The 16,963-nt window shown below is 63.6% G+C and carries 14 protein-coding genes; 4 read left to right on the top strand and 10 right to left on the bottom strand.

Features of this window, described 5'->3' with window-relative positions:
* Window positions 1-38: 38 nt before the first annotated feature.
* From FFS60_RS05425 to FFS60_RS05380, 10 genes are all read right to left on the bottom strand, one after another.
* Entirely contained in the window at window positions 39-653 is a 615-nt protein-coding gene (locus FFS60_RS05425; RefSeq protein WP_137821342.1) for a TetR/AcrR family transcriptional regulator, read from the bottom strand.
* 75 nt (window positions 654-728) lie between these two features.
* Window positions 729-2,411, bottom strand: coding sequence for a class II poly(R)-hydroxyalkanoic acid synthase (gene phaC / locus FFS60_RS05420; RefSeq protein ID WP_028629810.1), 1,683 nt, complete (start codon window positions 2,409-2,411; stop codon window positions 729-731).
* 172 nt (window positions 2,412-2,583) lie between these two features.
* Window positions 2,584-3,441 carry a poly(3-hydroxyalkanoate) depolymerase gene (gene phaZ / locus FFS60_RS05415; protein ID WP_028629809.1) on the bottom strand — a complete coding sequence of 286 codons (858 nt, stop codon included), beginning with the start codon at window positions 3,439-3,441 and terminating at the stop codon, window positions 2,584-2,586.
* 153 nt (window positions 3,442-3,594) lie between these two features.
* A complete protein-coding gene (phaC, locus tag FFS60_RS05410) occupies window positions 3,595-5,274 on the bottom strand; it encodes a class II poly(R)-hydroxyalkanoic acid synthase (protein WP_028629808.1) in 1,680 nt (559 codons plus the stop codon).
* A gap of 276 nt (window positions 5,275-5,550) precedes the next feature.
* Complete coding sequence (locus FFS60_RS05405; protein WP_137821341.1) at window positions 5,551-5,925, bottom strand: gamma-butyrobetaine hydroxylase-like domain-containing protein; 375 nt, start codon at window positions 5,923-5,925, stop codon at window positions 5,551-5,553.
* Window positions 5,926-5,983: 58 nt separating this feature from the next.
* On the bottom strand, window positions 5,984-7,321 hold the full coding sequence (gene hslU / locus FFS60_RS05400) for an HslU--HslV peptidase ATPase subunit (protein WP_028629806.1): 1,338 nt from the start codon (window positions 7,319-7,321) through the stop codon (window positions 5,984-5,986).
* Window positions 7,322-7,350: 29 nt separating this feature from the next.
* Entirely contained in the window at window positions 7,351-7,881 is a 531-nt protein-coding gene (gene hslV, locus FFS60_RS05395) for an ATP-dependent protease subunit HslV (RefSeq protein WP_028629805.1), read from the bottom strand.
* 96 nt (window positions 7,882-7,977) lie between these two features.
* Complete coding sequence (locus FFS60_RS05390; protein WP_028629804.1) at window positions 7,978-8,691, bottom strand: SPOR domain-containing protein; 714 nt, start codon at window positions 8,689-8,691, stop codon at window positions 7,978-7,980.
* 6 nt (window positions 8,692-8,697) lie between these two features.
* The gene (gene argS / locus FFS60_RS05385) at window positions 8,698-10,437 is read right to left on the bottom strand and encodes an arginine--tRNA ligase (protein WP_028629803.1); all 1,740 of its coding nucleotides are present in this window, start codon (window positions 10,435-10,437) and stop codon (window positions 8,698-8,700) included.
* A gap of 138 nt (window positions 10,438-10,575) precedes the next feature.
* Window positions 10,576-12,798, bottom strand: coding sequence for a primosomal protein N' (locus FFS60_RS05380; RefSeq protein ID WP_137821340.1), 2,223 nt, complete (start codon window positions 12,796-12,798; stop codon window positions 10,576-10,578).
* A 167-nt stretch (window positions 12,799-12,965) separates the two neighbouring features.
* On the opposite strand from FFS60_RS05380, the gene rpmE reads away from it, so the two are divergent.
* The 4 genes from rpmE to FFS60_RS05360 all read left to right on the top strand — a co-directional run bounded on the left by rpmE (window position 12,966) and on the right by FFS60_RS05360 (window position 16,821).
* Complete coding sequence (gene rpmE / locus FFS60_RS05375; protein ID WP_028629801.1) at window positions 12,966-13,178, top strand: 50S ribosomal protein L31; 213 nt, start codon at window positions 12,966-12,968, stop codon at window positions 13,176-13,178.
* Between the two features lie 26 nt (window positions 13,179-13,204).
* On the top strand, window positions 13,205-14,005 hold the full coding sequence (locus FFS60_RS05370; protein ID WP_028629800.1) for a thermonuclease family protein: 801 nt from the start codon (window positions 13,205-13,207) through the stop codon (window positions 14,003-14,005).
* Complete coding sequence (locus FFS60_RS05365) at window positions 14,002-15,453, top strand: M48 family metalloprotease (RefSeq protein ID WP_137821339.1); 1,452 nt, start codon at window positions 14,002-14,004, stop codon at window positions 15,451-15,453. The genes FFS60_RS05370 and FFS60_RS05365 overlap by 4 nt, the downstream gene beginning before the upstream one ends.
* 99 nt (window positions 15,454-15,552) lie before the next feature.
* Window positions 15,553-16,821, top strand: coding sequence for a malic enzyme-like NAD(P)-binding protein (locus FFS60_RS05360; protein WP_028629798.1), 1,269 nt, complete (start codon window positions 15,553-15,555; stop codon window positions 16,819-16,821).
* Window positions 16,822-16,963: the final 142 nt, after the last annotated feature.

Genomic DNA, 16,963 nt, shown 5'->3' with positions numbered 1-16,963 from the left:
TATGACGCAAACGCCCGGCTTGTCCGGGCGTTTGCGTTTCAGGCTTCCAGATAGCGCCTGGCCAGGCTCTCTGCGGCGTGTCGCGCGCCGGGCCGCAGATGCGGGGCGACCAGCATCATCACCTGATAGACCACCAGACGAATCTCGCCGCCGCTGCCCAGCACACGTTGGTAGTCGAGGGAGAACAACAGCGTGAGGGTGATCTGCTCCACCAGTTGGCCAAGGGCGTCGGTATCACTGGTCAGCTGATGCTCCGCCTTGAGCCGGGCCAGAAGCGAGGCCAGGGTCCGCTTGAGGGCGTTCAGCCAATTGCGCATGCCGCGGGCCAGCTTTGGCAGGCGTCCGGCCAGGTTGGACAGGTCCTGGAACAGGAAACGGTACTGGGACAGGCGCTCGACGATCAGGTGCAGGAACAGCCAGTAGTCTTCGGCGTCGAGTTGTGCGTCGGCGGGTGGGTCGAGCAACGGCGCGAGTTCGTCCTGGAATCGCGCGAACAACTCCATCACCAGTGGTTCCTTGCCATGGAAGTGGTAGTAGAGATTGCCAGGGCTGATGCCCAGTTCGGTGGCGATTTCCAGGGTGGTGACGTTGGGTTCGCCGTTGCGGTTGAACAGGTCGAGGGCGCATTCGAGGATGCGGTCGCGGGTTTTCATCCAGGGTTCTTGCCAAACGTTCCGTAGAAGGGGGAAGGGACGGCCGGTGCATTGCCCGGCCGGCCTCCAAGGGTGTCAGCGCACGTGTACATAGGTGCCGGGCGCGGCTTCCATGGGCGGGTAGTCCTGGTTGCCCAGGGCCATGATGGTTTCCCGCTGCTCGCCGGATCGCTCCTGGATCCAGCCCAGCCACTGCTGCCACCAACTGCCTTGCACGTGTTTGGCGTCGTAGTACCAAGCGCGTGGGTCGGAGCTCAGCTTGCCATTCTCGTAGAAGTTGGCCTTGGGGTTACCCGGCGGGTTGAGGATGCTCTGGATGTGGCCGCTGTTGGACAGCACGAAGCGGCTGTCACCACCCAGCAGTAGGGTCGAGCGGTAGACCGCGTCCCAGGGAGTGATGTGGTCGTTGATGCCTGCGACGCTGAAACTGTCCACCGTGACTTTCTGCAGATCGATCGGGGTGCCGCAGATTTCCAGGCCACCGCTGCGGGTCAACGGGTTGTGCTTGAAGAAATCCAGCATGTCGCCGTGCAGCGCCGCAGGCAGGCGGGTGTTGTCGTTGTTCCAGTAGAGGATGTCGAAGGCCGGGGGTTCACGACCCAGCAGGTAGTTGTTGACGAAGTAGTTCCACACCAGGTCGTTGGGACGCATCCAGGCGAAGACCTTGGCCATGTCCTTGCCGTCCAGCACGCCTGCCTGGTACGAGCGGCGCTTGGCAGCTTCCAGGGTCTGCTCGTCGGCAAAAAGCGCTGCGGGGCTGTCCAGTTGACTGTCCAGCAGGCTGACCAGGTAGGTGGCGCTGGTGACTTTGCGCAGCTGGCGGCGGGCTTGCAGGTGGCCCTGAAGTGCGGCGATGGTCAGGCCGCCAGCGCAGGCGCCTATCAGGTTGACTTCCTTGCTGCCGGTGATCGCGCGACAGGCTTCGAAGGCTTCCTCCAGCGCCTGCACGTAGGTGGACAGGCCCCATTCGCGATGGCGTGCATCGGGGTTGCGCCAGCTCACCATGAACACTTGCAGGCCGTTCTTCAGGGCGTACTGGACGAAGCTCTTGTCCGGGGCGAGGTCGAAGATGTAGTACTTGTTGATCTGTGGCGGCACCACCAGCAACGGGCGCAGGTACTGCTTTTCGCTCATGGGCTTGTACTGGATCAATTCCAGCAGCTCGTTGCGGAAGACCACTGCACCGGAGGTCGTGGCGAGGTTACGGCCAACCTCAAAGGCATGCTTGCTGACCTGACTGGGCATGCCGTCGTTGTGCAGCAGGTCGTCGACCAGGTGGCCGAGCCCCTTGATCAGGCTGAAACCACCGGTGTTGAAGAGCTCCTTCACGGCCTGCGGGTTGAGCAGGCTGTTGGTGGGCGAGAGGGCGTCGCTCAATTGGGCGAGGACGAAACGGGCACGGGCGCGGTCGTCGTCGCTGAGGTCGCTCTCGTCAATCCAGGCGCCGAGCTGCTTCTGCCAGGCCAGGTAGACCTGCAGGCCGCGGCGGTAGAAGGGGTTGTGCTGCCAGGAGGGGTCGACGAAGCGGCTGTCCTGCGGATTTGGCTGGTGCAGGGTATCGCCGAGCAGCACGCGACCGACCTGGCCGCCAAAGGCAAGCACATGCCGTGCACTGTGGACCGGATGCCGCAGTCCTTGCAGTGCCAGGTTGCGTACGGTGGAAAACAGATCCTTGCCGCGCAAGCCGACAATCGCGTTCTGTGCATTCATGAAAGCGGCAGGTACCGGCAAGGTGCCCGGGATTTGTTTTTCTCGCATGGGGCATCGCTCCGTATTCGGTCCGTGGTTCTGGAGGTCTACAGCAAGGGTTGTACCATCAGCAGCCCGAAGTGCATTCCAGACTATCGCGGGCAGAATTCAAGTTGATGACAATGCGCACCGCTCTGGTTCGGGCGTCGATGCACCGCCCCACAAGGGAGCGGTTGCGGTGTTAACCGCTCCGTAGCGGCACGGCCTGGGGGTGGATCACCGCCCGCTGACGTTCCTCGGCGAGGAACTTCATGATGATCGGCGCCACCGTTTCAGCGCGGGTCACCAGGAACAGGTGGCCGTCGTCGATCACGTGGAGTTCCGCATTGGGGATGCGCCAGGCCAGCAAGCGCATGTTCACCAGCGGGATGATCGGGTCGTCGTCGCCGGCCAGCACCAGGGTCGGTTGGCGGATACGGTGCAGCCAGTGGATGCTGGTCCAGCCGAGCCCGGCGAACAGCTGCCAGTAATAGCCCATCTTGCCGGAGGAGCGCACTTTGCTGGCGTGGGCCATGGCCAGGCCGGGATCGCGACGGAAGGCGCCGCCGTAGATGTCCGGGGCGATATGCACGCCGTAGGACGGCTGGATGTAGCGTCGCGGGCTGGCCATGCGCCAGAGCACCTTGGGCTTGCCCGGCACCATCACGGCACCGGCCGAGGTGGCCGCGAGGATCAGCTTCTTGCAGCGCTCCGGATAATCGTGGGCGAACTGCTGGGCCAGGGCGCCGCCCCAGGACACCCCAATGACGCTGACCTGGCCGTAGTCCAGGTAATCCAGCATGCGCGCGGCGAGCTTGGCCAGACTGGAGAAGCGGTAGGGCCTGCTCGGGGTGGACGATCCGCCGACACCGGGCACGTCGAAGGCGATCACCTCCAGGTCCGGGTCGAGTGCCTGGACGAAGGGGAACACCAGTTCGAGGTTGGCGCCGATGCCGTTGAAGATCAGCAGTGGCGTCATGTGCGACTGACCCGGGCGGACGGCGGTGCGGATGGTCTGGCCGTCCAGCTCGATGGTTCGGAAAACGAAAGGTAGCGGCATGCGCGGAGCCCTATTGATTAGAAAGTCGGGAGGAACCAACCGTGGCTCCTCCCGAATTTGCCAGGCGGTGCCTGACCAACGCCGCTGGCAGCTGCCAGCGGCGCGCAAGGCACATCCTGGTGCCATGGGCAGTGGTGCGCAGGGCGCAATCTCTCATCGCTCGTGCACATAGGTGCCGGGCGAGGCTTCACCGGCCGGGAAGGCCTTGTTGCCCAGGGTAAAGCTGGCTTTCTTGGTCTTGCCGGAGCGTTCGCCGATCCACTGCTGCCAATGCAGCCACCAGGAGTCGGCGTGCTTGGTCGCATTCTCCAGCCAGGCCTTCGGATCTTTCGGCATCTCGCTGCCGGTGGAGAAGCGTGCCTTGGGGTTGCCCGGTGGGTTGAGAATGCTCTGGATGTGGCCGCTGTTGGACAGCACGAACTCGCATTTGCCGCCCAGCAGCAGCGCCGAGCGGTAGCAGGCTTCCCAGGGGGTAATGTGGTCGGTGGTGCCGGCAAGGCAGAAGAAGTCGCTGGTGACTTGCTTCAGGTCGATGGGCGTGCCACAGACCTCCAGGGCATTGGGACGGGTCAGGGCATTGGTCTTGAACATTTCCACCAGTTCGCCATGGAACGCTGCAGGCAGACGCGTGGTGTCGTTGTTCCAATAGAGGATGTCGAAGGCCGGCGGTTCGTTGCCCAGCAGGTAGTTGTTGACCCAGTAGTTCCAGATCAGGTCGTTGGGGCGCATCCAGGCGAAGACCTTGGCCATGTCTTTGCCTTCCAGTACGCCGGCCTGGTACGAGCGGCGCTTGGCGGCTTCGAGGGTCTGCTCGTCGGCGAACAGCGCGACCTGGCTATCGAGGTTGAAGTCGAGCACGCTGACCATCTGGGTGAAGGCATTGACCTTGGTTTCACCAATGGCCTGGTAGTGGCCGAGCAGGGCGACCGTGGTGATGCCGCCGGAGCACGCGCCGAGGATGTTGAGGTCCTTGGCGCCGGTGATCTTCAGGATGACGTCAATGGCCTCCTTGAGGGCCTCGATGTACGTGGACAGGCCCCACTCGCGCTGCGCCTTGGTCGGGTTGCGCCAGCTGACGATGAAGGTCTGCAGGTTGCTGCGCAGGCAGAAGCGCGCGAGGCTCTTCTCCGGTGACAGGTCGAAGACGTAAAACTTGTTGATCTGGGGCGGCACCACGAGTAGCGGGCGTTCGTACACGCTCTCGGTGATGGGCTTGTACTGGATCAGTTCCAGCACGTCATTGCGGAAAACCACCGCACCTTCGGTCGTGGCGAGGTTCTGGCCGACCTCGAAGGCATCCATGTTGACCTGGCTCGGCATGCCGCCGTTGTTCACCATGTCCTTGGCCAGGTGGGAGAGGCCATCCAGCAGGCTTTTGCCGCCGGTCTCGAAGAACCGTTTGACTGCGGCCGGGTTGGCCATGCTGTTGGTGGGCGCCATCGCCTCGGTCATCAGGTTGATGACGAAGTGGCCGCGACTGGCATCCTGTGACGAGAGGTTGCTCTCGTCGATCCAGCTGTGGAGCTCCTTGCGCCAGGCGAGGTAGGTCTGCAGATAGCGCTTGTACAGCGGGTTCTGGCTCCAGGCCGGATCATTGAAGCGACGGTCATCGGCTTCCGGTTGCAGACCGGACTGGCCAAGCAACACGTTTTTCAATTCCAGGCCGAAATGGGCGACGTGTTTTGCACTGTGGAAAGGTTGCTTGATGGCTTGCAACAGCACCATCCGTGCTGAAGACAGCAGGTCCTTGCCGCGGATACCTATCACCGGATTGAGGTTCAGGGTGTTGTCCGAGGCCTGGCGCTGCAGGTCTTCATTGTTCTTGTTGCTCATCTACGACGCTCCATTGTCCTGAGTCGAACAGCGCCCTGGCGGACTAGCGCGCTGACACGCTCGGGTTACCGGGAAGGCGAAGCGAACTTCGCGTATTTCTCTGTATCTGGCGATGCCAAATGCATGGAACCTGCCAGAACTTGGTTACCCGAGTTTGTCAGTTTGCGCAAGCTGACCGCAGAGAGTTCGCTGCAGCGGGAGTATGTCGCGAGCGTTTAGAAAATGCGCCCTAACCTTGGGCGGCAAGGGCCGGTATGGGGCGCGGACTGCACCGCTTCAGAGCATGAGTTTGACCACCGATTCGTTGGGGTCGCGCGAACGGCCCGCGGCTGCAAGCTCCTGCAGATAGTCGTTCCACAGCGCTTCCTGACGGGTGGCGAGCTGATAGAGGTAGTCCCAGGTGAAGAGGCCGCTGTCGTGGCCGTCGTCGAAGGTCAATTTCAGGGCATAGTTGCCGGCCGGTTCCAGCTTGCTCAGGCCGACATTCAGCTTGCCGTACTGGAGAATGGGCTTGCCGTGGCCCTGGACCTCTGCCGAGGGAGAGTGCACACGCAGGAACTCGGCGCTCAGGGTGTAGCTTTCCTCCGGCCCGTACTTCAGGGTCAAGGTCCTGGAGGTCTTGTGCAGTTCGATACCGCTGGGAATTCGCATTTCGAAGTCTCCAAAAACAGAAAGCCGGCGAGTGCCGGCTGTCCGTGATACGCGCCTGTCAGAGAATGTAGCGCGAAAGGTCCTCGTCCTGTGCCAGTTCGCCGAGGTGGCCGTTGACGTAGGCGGCGTCGATGAGGATCGGCGTCTCGTCATGCTGCGCGGCGAGGTCGCCAGCGCTGAAAGACACCTCTTCCAGCAGGCGTTCGAGCAGGGTGTGCAGGCGTCGGGCTCCGATGTTCTCGGTCTTCTCGTTGACCTGCCAGGCAATCTCCGCCAAGCGCTTGATGCCGTCCGGAGCGAACTCGATGTTCAGGCCCTCGGTCTTGAGCAGTGCGCTGTATTGCTCGGTCAACGAGGCGTGGGGCTCGGTGAGGATGCGCTCGAAGTCTTGCGGAGAGAGTGCCTTCAGCTCGACGCGGATCGGCAGGCGGCCCTGCAGTTCCGGCACCAGGTCGCTGGGCTTGGACAGGTGGAAGGCGCCGGAGGCGATGAACAGGATGTGGTCGGTCTTCACCATGCCCAGTTTGGTGTTCACGGTGCAGCCTTCGATCAGCGGCAGCAGGTCGCGCTGCACACCTTCACGGGATACATCGGCGCCGCCAACGTTACCGCGCTTGGCCACCTTGTCGATCTCGTCGATGAAGACGATGCCGTTCTGCTCAACCGCTTCCAGGGCGGCGGCTTTCAGCTCTTCCTCGTTGACCAGGCGTGCAGCTTCTTCGTCGCGCACCAGCTTCATGGCTTCCTTGACCTTCAGCTTGCGGGTCTTGCGCTTGCCTTTGCCGAGGTTGGAGAAGAGGTTCTGCAACTGGTTGGTCATTTCCTCCATGCCGGGCGGGGCCATGATTTCCACGCCAGCCGGGGACTCGGCCACTTCGATGTCGATTTCCTTGTCATCCAGTTGGCCTTCGCGCAGGCGCTTGCGGAACAGCTGGCGGGTGTTGGAGTCCTCGCGTGGCTGCTCATCGCCAAAGCCGGTGCGGGCCGGGGGCAGCAGGGCGTCGAGGATGCGGTCTTCGGCGGCGTCTTCGGCGCGGTAGCGTACGCGGTGCATTTCCTGCTCGCGCATCATCTTCACGGCGGCATCGGCCAGGTCGCGGATGATCGACTCGACGTCACGGCCAACGTAGCCGACTTCGGTGAACTTGGTGGCTTCCACCTTGATGAACGGCGCATTGGCCAGCTTGGCCAGGCGACGGGCGATTTCGGTCTTGCCGACACCGGTCGGGCCGATCATCAGGATGTTCTTCGGCGTCACCTCGGCGCGCAGTTCGGCCGGCAGCTGCATGCGGCGCCAGCGATTGCGCAGGGCGATGGCGACGGCGCGCTTGGCGTCGTCCTGGCCAACGATGTGGCGATTGAGTTCGTGGACGATTTCGCGGGGCGTCATGGACATGAAAATTGCTCCATTGCGGGACAGCGGCCTTACTCGGCGCTGTCCAGCTCCTCGATGGTCAGGTTCTGGTTGGTGAACACGCAAATGGTGCCGGCGATGTTCAGGGCGGTCTCGGTCACTTCGCGAGCGGACAGTTCTGTGTGTTGCAGCAGCGCCAGGGCAGCGGCCTGGGCGAAGCCGCCGCCGGAGCCCATGGCGATCAGGCCGTGCTCGGGTTCGACCACATCACCATTGCCGGTGATGATCAGCGAGGCATCCTTGTTGGCGACGGCGAGCATGGCTTCCAGGCGGCTCAGGGAGCGGTCGGTGCGCCAGTCCTTGGCCAGCTCGACGGCGGCCCGGACCAGGTGGCCCTGGTGCTTTTCCAGTTGGCCCTCGAAGCGTTCGAACAGCGTGAAGGCGTCGGCCGTGGCGCCGGCGAAGCCGGCCAGGACCTGGCCGTGGTAGAGGCGACGGACCTTGCGGGCGTTGCTCTTCATGACGGTGTTGCCGAGGGAAACCTGGCCGTCGCCGCCCATGACGACTTTGCCGTTGCGGCGGACTGAAACGATGGTGGTCAAGGGGAGAGTCTCCACGCAGCGGGGCGAAATGCCCGAATGGAAACTCAGATGGGGGGTCCTGCCCGGGTTTTCAACCGGGCAAGGTTATCAATGGACTCAACGGCTCTGGCGCTGCTGTAACAGCAAATTGCTGAATCCGCTGCCGGCGAGCTGCTTTTGTGCCGAGGCGAGCTGCTCGCGATTGGCGAAGGGGCCAACCAGCACGCGGTACCAGGTTTCTTCGCGAACGGTGCCGGACTCCACCTGGACGTTTTGTCCGAGCAGGATGATCTGTGCACGCACCTGGTCGGCGTCGTCGCGCTTGCGGAACGAGCCGGCCTGGAGGAAGAACTGGTTGGTGACCGGCGCCTTGGCCACCACCGGCGGCGGGGGCGGGGTCTCGCCGTTGAGGGCGGCCTGGGCGCGCGCCGCGTCGATCTTGGCGGCTTCCTCCGGCGTGACCGGCTTCTGCTCGGGCGGTGTGGGCGGCGTCTCCTTGGGCACCGCTTCCGGCGGCACGATGACCTCGGACTCCGGCAGCAGGGTGTAGAAGTCGTACTTCGGCTTCACTGGCTCCTGGGGCTGCGGTGCGGGCTTGGCCTGTGGCTTGCCGGCATCACTGCCGGCCTTGCCGCTGGCGGCACCGGTCGCGGCTTGCTCTGGCTTGGTCCGGCGTACTTCGTCGCGGCCCGGCTCGAGCTGGTTCAGGAAAACGACGAAGCCACCGATGACCAGTCCGATGGCGAGCCAGACCCAGCCGGGCACTGGCTTCTTGGCCGGCGCCTGGTAGCGGCTGGCCCCGCGCTTGGGTGCAGCTTTTTTCTTCGCCATAGTCCGTTACATGCGTTCCAGGGTTTGCAGGCCGAGCAGCTCAAGACCCTGTTTCAGGGTGCGGCCGGTCAGCGCGGCGAGGCGCAGGCGACTCTGCTGGGTAGCCTGGTCGTCGGCGGTGAGGATCGGGCAGTTCTCGTAGAAGCTGGAGAACAGACCGGCCAGGTCGTAGAGGTAGGCGCAGAGGAGGTGCGGGACGCCTTTCTCGGCGACGTTGCCCAGGGTATCGGCGAACTGCGCCAGCTTGGCAGCCAGTGCCTGTTCCTGGTCGGCGGCAAGGATGATCTGGCCGTCGACTTCGGAGAAGTCCTTGCCGAGCTTGCGGAACACACTGGCTACGCGGGTGTAGGCGTAGAGCAGGTAGGGGGCCGTGTTGCCCTCGAAGCTCAGCATCAGCTCGAAGTTGAAGCTGTAGTCGCTGGTGCGGTGCTTGGACAGGTCGGCGTACTTCACGGCGCCGATACCTACGGCGCGGGCAATCAAGCGCAGCTCGGCCTCGTCCAGCTCAGGGTTCTTGCCTTTGACCAGGTCGTAGGCGCGCTGTTCGGCTTCATCCAGCAGATCGATCAGCTTCACGGTGCCGCCATCGCGGGTTTTGAACGGGCGGCCGTCAGCGCCGTTCATGGTGCCGAAGCCCATGTGCTCCATCTCGAACGACGCGGGCACGAATCCCGCGAGGCGCGCAGCTGCGAAGACCATCTGGAAGTGCAGGGCCTGGCGCTGGTCGACGAAGTACAGCGCGCGGTCGGCCTTGAGCACATTGGCGCGGTAGCGGGTGGCGGCCAGGTCGGTGGTGGCGTAGAGGTAACCGCCGCCAGCTTTTTGTACGATCAGCGGCAGGGGGTTGCCTTCGGCGTTCTTGAACTCGTCCATGAACACGCACAGGGCGCCGTCGCTCTCGGTGAGCAGGCCCTTGGCGCGCAGGTCGGCAACGACGTTGGGCAGGTCGTCGTTGTAGGCGCTCTCGCCTTTCACGTCAGCCATGGTGAGCTTGACGCCCAAGCGGTCGTAGACGGCCTGGCAGTGGCTCAGGGAAATGTCGTTGAAACGGTTCCAGAGGCGCAGGCAATCGGGGTCGCCGGCCTGCAGCTTGACCACCAGCTCGCGGGCGCGGTTGGCGAACTCCTCGGACTCGTCGAAGCGCTTCTTGGCGGCGCGGTAGAAAGACTCCAGGTCGCTCAGCTCGGCATCGCTGCCCACCGGCTGCTCCTGCATGTACGCCAGCAGCATGCCGAACTGGGTGCCCCAGTCGCCTACGTGGTTCTGGCGGATGACGGTGTCACCGAGGAACTCGAGGACCCGGGCTACGCCGTCACCGATGATGGTGGAGCGCAGGTGGCCGACGTGCATTTCCTTGGCGAGGTTCGGTGCCGACAGGTCGACGACGACGCGTTGCTGCGGGCCGTTCTTGCGCACACCGAGGTGATCGTCGGCCAGGGCGGCCTCCAGGCGTTGGGCCAGGGCCTGGGTGTTCTGGAAGAAGTTGAGGAAGCCTGGGCCGGCGATTTCCACCTTGGCGACTTGCTCGTCCTGGGGAAGGGCTGCGATGAGCTTCTCGGCCAGGTCGCGCGGCTTCATGCCGGCGGGTTTGGCCAGCATCATGGCGATGTTGCTGGCGAAGTCGCCGTGGCTCTTGTCCTTGGTGTTTTCCACCTGGATGGCCGGGCTGAGGCCCTCGGGCAACACGCCCTCGGTGGCGAGTCGGGTCAGGGCTTGCTGGATCAGCTGGCGAATGGTGTCTTTCATCTTCTGCTCTTCCGGCCGCCCCGGAGAGGGCTGGCACTGGTTGAAAACTGTGCATTATCGGTGGGCTGCGGCAGCAGCTTCAAGTTTTAAGCTGCGAGCTGCAAGGACCAGTGGGTGCTGTCGGTCGGTTGGTCCGCGCTAGAACAGGTCAATAGGGTCGACATCCAGCGACCAGCGCACTGTGCGACCACCAGGCAGCTGCTCCAATACCTGGCTCCAGGGCGTCAGCAGACGGTGTAGCGGCGCGCGGGCATGGGCCTGCAGCAGCAATTGCGCTCGATAGCGGCCGGCACGGCGTTCCATGGGGGCGGGCACCGGCCCCAGGAGTTCGACGCCATTGAGGCTCATCTCGGCCAATTGCTGCTCGGCTTCGAGGCAGGCGCTGTCGAGAAAAGCTTCCGCCTGGCCAGGCTTGTGCGCTTCGGCACGCAGCAGGGCAAGGTGGGCGAAGGGTGGCAGGCCAGCGGCTCGGCGCTCCGAGAGCGCCTGCTCGGCAAACGCGAAATAGCCCTGTTCGGTGAGTTGCACCAGCAGCGGATGGTCGGCCAGGTGGGTCTGGATGATCACCCGGCCCGGCTCCTCCGCACGGCCAGCGCGTCCGGCGACCTGGACGATCAACTGGGCCATGCGTTCGCTGGCGCGAAAGTCGGCGGAGAACAGGCCGCCGTCGGCATCAAGGATGGCCACCAGGGTCACCCTCGGGAAGTGGTGCCCCTTGGCGAGCATCTGGGTGCCGACAAGGATGCAGGGCTCACCGCGCTGGATGGTGGTGAACAACTTGTCCATGGCGTCTTTACGCGCGGTGCTGTCACGGTCGATGCGCAGTACCGGCGTTTTCGGAAAGAGGATTGCCAGGCGCTCTTCGGCGCGCTCGGTGCCGGCGCCTACGGGGCGAAGGTCAACCTTTCCGCAATCGGGGCAGCATGCCGGCTGGCGCTGGGTGTGGCCGCAATGGTGGCAGCGCAGTTCGTTGAAGCGCTGATGCAGGGTCATGCGCGCATCACAGCGCGGGCATTGGCTGATCCAGCCACAGTCATGGCACAGCAGGGTGGGTGCGAAGCCGCGGCGATTGAGGAACACCAACACTTGCTGGCCGGCGGCCAGGGTCTGTGCGATTGCCTGCTGCAACGGTATGGAGATGCCGGAGTCCAGCGGCAGGCTCTTCACATCCAGGCGCAGGAAGCGTGGCTGCTTGGCGCCACCGGCCCGCTGGGTCAGGCGCAGCAGGCCGTAACGACCGGCGTGGGCATTCTGCAGGCTTTCCAGGGAGGGTGTGGCTGAGCCCAGCAGGATCGGGATGTTCTCCTGGCGGGCGCGCACCAGGGCGAGGTCGCGGGCGTGATAGCGCAGGCCTTCCTGCTGTTTATATGAGGCGTCGTGCTCCTCGTCGATGATGATCAGGCCAGGATTTTTCAGCGGTGTAAAAAGTGCCGAGCGCGTGCCGATGACGATATCGGCCTCACCGTCGCGGGCGGCTAGCCAGGCATCCAGACGTTCGCGGTCGTTGACCGCCGAGTGGAGCAGGGCAATCCGTGCGTTGAAGCGTCGCGAAAAGCGCTCGAGGGTCTGCGGGCCAAGGTTGATCTCAGGGATCAGCACCAGGGCTTGCTTGCCGGCTTCAAGGGTCTGGCGGATCAGTTGCAGGTAGACCTCGGTCTTGCCGCTGCCGGTGACGCCCGCCAGGAGCAGGGCGTTGAAGCTGCCAAAGGAGGCGTGGACGGCATCGAAGGCAGCGCGCTGTTCCGGGTTCAGCGGGAGTTCCGGCTGGGCCAGCAGCGGGCCGTGGCGTTCGCTGGGGGCATGGCGGCGCACTTCGACGCGGGCCAGACCCTTCTCCAGCAGGATATCGAGGCTGTCCTTGTTCAACTGCAGCTGGGCGAGCAATTGGTGGGCTACGCCATGGGGGTGTTGGGCGAGGGTAGCCAGGGCCTGGCGCTGGCGTGGCGCGCGGGCCAGGCGCGGATCGTCGACGCTGGCACCGGGGGCTGCATGCCAGAAGCGCTCCTGCCGTGCCTCGGCCGGTTCACCCTGGCGCAACAGCACGGGCAATGCCCAGCTCAGGGTGTCGCCCAGGCTGTGCTGGTAGTACTGGGCGGTCCACAGGCACAGCTTGAACAGCGGCGGCGGCAGGGGCGGTCGGCTGTCCAGCAGTTCGAGGGCGGGCTTGAGCTTGTCCGCGGGCACCTCGCTCGTCTCCGCCAGCTCCACCAGCACGCCGATGATCTCGCGACGGCCGAAGGGGACGCGCAGGCGCACACCTGGCTGCAGGGCGGCACGCGGCACGCCGGCAGGCGCCCGATAGTCGAACAGGCGGCGCAGCGGAGAGGGCAGGGCAAGGCGCAGAATGAGGGCGTCGGGCAAGCGGGCGGTCCCTTCGGAAAAGGCGCGATCTTAGCATGGCCCGCCGCGACAGCCGGTGCGGCCGGCTGGTTGCAACGCCCCCTCACTCTGGTATCATCCGCCGCCTGTTTCCGTGCGGTGCTCGACATAGGGTCGGGTGGCGGCACGCCAGACCTGAGGATCAAGCAATGAAACCGGAAATCCATCCCGAGTACGTAGCGATCGAAGCTACCTGCAGCTGCGGTAACGTCATCAAAACCCGCTCCACCCTGGGTAAGAACATCAGCCTCGACGTATGCTCCGAGTGCCACCCGTTCTACACCGGTAAGCAGAAGGTTCTGGACACCGGCGGCCGTATCGATCGCTTCAAGCAGCGTTTCGGCGTGTTCGGCACCAAGTAAGGGTCCGAGCAGCCCGGGAAGGCCCAATGGCCATGTCCCCGCTGACAAAAAAGGCGCCTCTAGCAGGCGCCTTTTTCTTTTTCTGGGCACTGAGTTTCGCCCTGCAGGCCGCCTGCCCGGCTCCGGGTAAGCTTCCTACCTATAAAGTCCGAAAAGTCGTTGATGGCGACACCCTGCGTCTGATCGATGGGCGAAGCATTCGTATGATCGGTCTGAATGCGCCTGAGTTGGCGCGCAAGGGGCGGTCGGATGAACCCTACGCCAAAGCGGCACGCCAGCGTTTGGACGAGCTGGTGAAGTCCAGTGGCGGACGGGTGGGGCTTCGGCTCGGGCGCGAATCTAAAGACAAGTACGGTCGCACGCTGGCGCACCTGTACGACAGTCGCGGACGAAACCTTGAGGAGCACCTGCTTGCCGAGGGCTTGGCGTTTCGCATCGCCATTGGCCCCAACGCTGCCCTGAGTGATTGTCACGCTATTGCCGAGCGTGCGGCGCGTCGGGCTGGTCGTGGGCTTTGGCGTCGCCCGCCCCAGCAGTCGCCCTGGCAGCTGCGGCGGAGTGGCTTTGCGCTGGTGCAGGGGCGAGTGACGAAGGTTGATCGCAACCGCGGCGGCGTCTGGCTTCAACTGGAGGGGCCGCTGGTATTGCGGATCGAGCTGAAGCAGCTGCGCCAGTTCGATGCGGCCGCGCTGCAGCGCCTGGTGGGGCGGCGTGTAGAGGCGCGGGGCTGGGTAATTGACCGCGCGCGCAGGGGCGGCGTTAATACGAGGGATTCCCGCTGGATGCTCCCCCTTACCCACAATGGAATGCTCGAGGTGATTCGATGAGATCCGCTGCGCTCGTCATGGCGCTACTGCTTGCTTCTTCCCAGCTGGTTGGTTGTGCAGTCAACCCTGCAACCGGCAAGACCAACTTTGTGATGATGAGCGAGCAGCAGGAGCTGGATCTCGGACGCCGCTACAACCAGGAAATCGCCAAGCAGAATCCGCGATACGCAGATGAAAAGCTGCAGGCCTATGTGCAGGAAGTGGGGACGCGTGTCTCCCGTCACAGCCACCGCAGCAACATCTCCTACCTGTTCACCGTGGTTGACTCGCCCGACATCAACGCCTTCGCTCTGCCGGGTGGCTACATCTATATCAACCGCGGACTGCTGGCCTACCTGAACTCCGAGGCTGAACTCGCCGCGGTGCTGGGGCACGAGGTGGGGCATGTCACCGCGCGGCACAGCGTGCAGCAGCAGAGCCAGTCCACCGCCTGGAACATCCTCGGGCAGGCGGTGGCCATCGGTACCGGTGTCGGTGCTGCCGGCGACCTGACCAATGTGCTGGGTACCGCATTCGTGCGTGGCTATGGGCGCGATATGGAGCTGGAGGCTGACGGTCTCGGAGCGCAGTACCTGGCGCGCAGTGGTTATGACCCTCAGGCCATGATCGAAGTGGTGAAGGTGCTGAAAAACCAGGAGGAGTTCGCCCGCGACCAAGCCCAGCGCAAGGGCGAGCCCGCGCCGCCGTCGGGTTATCACGGACTGTTCGACACGCACCCTGACAACGATACCCGCCTGCAGCAGGTGGTGGGGCCGGCAAGCGCGCTGGCTGGCGGTAATCAAGTGGTGAACCGGGAGGTCTTCCTCAAGCACCTCGAGGGACTACCTTTCGGCGATTCGGCGGAAACTGGCGTGCGTCGTGACCAGAACTTCTACCACGCTGAACTGGATTTCACCCTGCATTTGCCGGACGGCTGGGGGCTGGTCAATCGCCCTGATGCGGTGATCACCCACAGCGCCGACCAGCAGGCATTCATCGCCATGACCCTGGATGGCCGCAAGCCAACCCTGACGCCCGCAGACTACCTGCGAAAAAAGGCCGGTCAGCGCCTGTCCATGGAGGAACCGTTGCAGCAAGCGGGGCTACAGGGGGCTACTGCGGTGCTTCCGGGAAGTCCGGCGCGGCGAGTGGCGGTGATCTACAAGGACGATAAGGCGTACCTGTTCGTCGGTGCCATTCGCAATCAGGCCTCGCTGGAAAGCCAGGACGATCACTTCATGTCTGTGATCAGGAGCTTCCGCCCGCTGAAGAAGGAAGAGCAAGCCTTGGCCCAGCCATTACGACTGCACCTGATCCAGGTGAAGTCGGGGCAGACCATTGCCAGCCTGGCTAGAGAGAGCAAACTGCCGGGTACGCAAGTGGATCTGGAAAATCGTATTCGATTGCTCAATAATTTGTATCCAATCGGCGAGCCGAGGCCAGGAGATTGGCTAAAAGTCGTACGTTAGAGGGGTTGACGCCGGGTGACTGAACGGTCTTGTTAGCCCCATGCATCTTGCGTATGCTCGCCCGTCACGTCTGTCACAAGCAAAAGCGGAAATGCCAAAATGTCTGATCTGAAAACGGCCGCTCTCGAATACCATGCCCAACCCCGCCCGGGGAAACTCAGTGTCGAGCTGACCAAGCCGACCGCCACCGCCCGCGACCTGTCGCTGGCTTACAGCCCGGGCGTTGCCGAGCCGGTACGCGAAATCGCGCGTGATCCTGAACTGGCCTTCAAGTACACCGGCAAGGGCAATCTGGTAGCGGTAATTTCCGACGGCACTGCCATCCTCGGTCTGGGCAACCTTGGCCCGCTGGCCTCCAAACCGGTGATGGAAGGCAAAGGCGTTCTGTTCAAGCGTTTCGCAGGCATCGACGTATTCGACATCGAAGTCGACGCTGAAAGCCCGCAGGCGTTCATCGATACCGTCAAGCGCATTTCCATTACCTTCGGTGGCATCAACCTCGAAGACATCAAGGCGCCCGAGTGCTTCGAAATCGAGCGCACCCTGATCGAGCAGTGCGACATTCCGGTATTCCACGATGACCAGCATGGCACCGCCATCGTGACCGCTGCCGGCATGCTCAATGCCCTGGAAATCGCCGGCAAATCTCTGGCCGAAGCCAAGATCGTCTGCCTCGGCGCCGGTGCTGCCGCCATTTCCTGCATGAAGCTGCTGGTGAGCATGGGCGCCAAGGTCGAGAACATCTTCATGATCGACCGTAAAGGCGTGATCCACGCCGGTCGCGACGACCTGAACCAGTACAAGGCCGTGTTCGCGCACGAGACCGACAAGCGCACCCTGTCCGAGGCGCTCGACGGTGCAGACGTGTTCGTCGGCCTGTCCGGCGCCAACCTGCTGAGCCCGGAAGACCTCAAGCGCATGGCGGCCAACCCGATCGTCTTCGCCTGCTCCAACCCGGACCCGGAGATCAAGCCGGAGCTGGCTCACGAGACCCGTAGCGACGTGATCATGGCCACCGGTCGCTCCGACTATCCGAACCAGGTCAACAACGTGCTGGGCTTCCCCTTCATCTTCCGCGGTGCCCTGGACGTGCGCGCCACCCGCATCAACGAGGAAATGAAGATCGCTGCCGCTAATGCCCTGCGCGACCTGGCCAAGGAGCCGGTACCGAAGGACGTCTGCGATGCCTACAACGTGGCGTCCCTGGAATTCGGTCGTGAGTACATCATTCCGAAGCCCATGGACAAACGCTTGATCACCGTTGTCTCCGATGCTGTGGCCAAGGCCGCCATCGAGTCCGGCGTAGCGACCCTGCCCTATCCGAAGCACTATCCGCTGACTTCGGTGGATGACGTGTTCAACGGCTAAGTCGAGAAGCAATAAAAAGCCCCGCAGTCCAGACTGTGTGAAAACCTAGCCGTCTGAGTCGAAGCTGAAGACAATGCCCGTATCGATCGATACGGGCATTGTCGTTTATGGGCTACATCCAGGGAGAGGCGCGCGGTCAGGA

Origin of the sequence: Pseudomonas sp. D(2018) (assembly GCF_005502555.1) — a bacterium.
GTDB lineage: Bacteria > Pseudomonadota > Gammaproteobacteria > Pseudomonadales > Pseudomonadaceae > Metapseudomonas > Metapseudomonas resinovorans.
The sequence above is the reverse complement of the archived record's forward strand: the minus strand, read 5'-3'. Positions and strand labels throughout refer to the sequence as shown.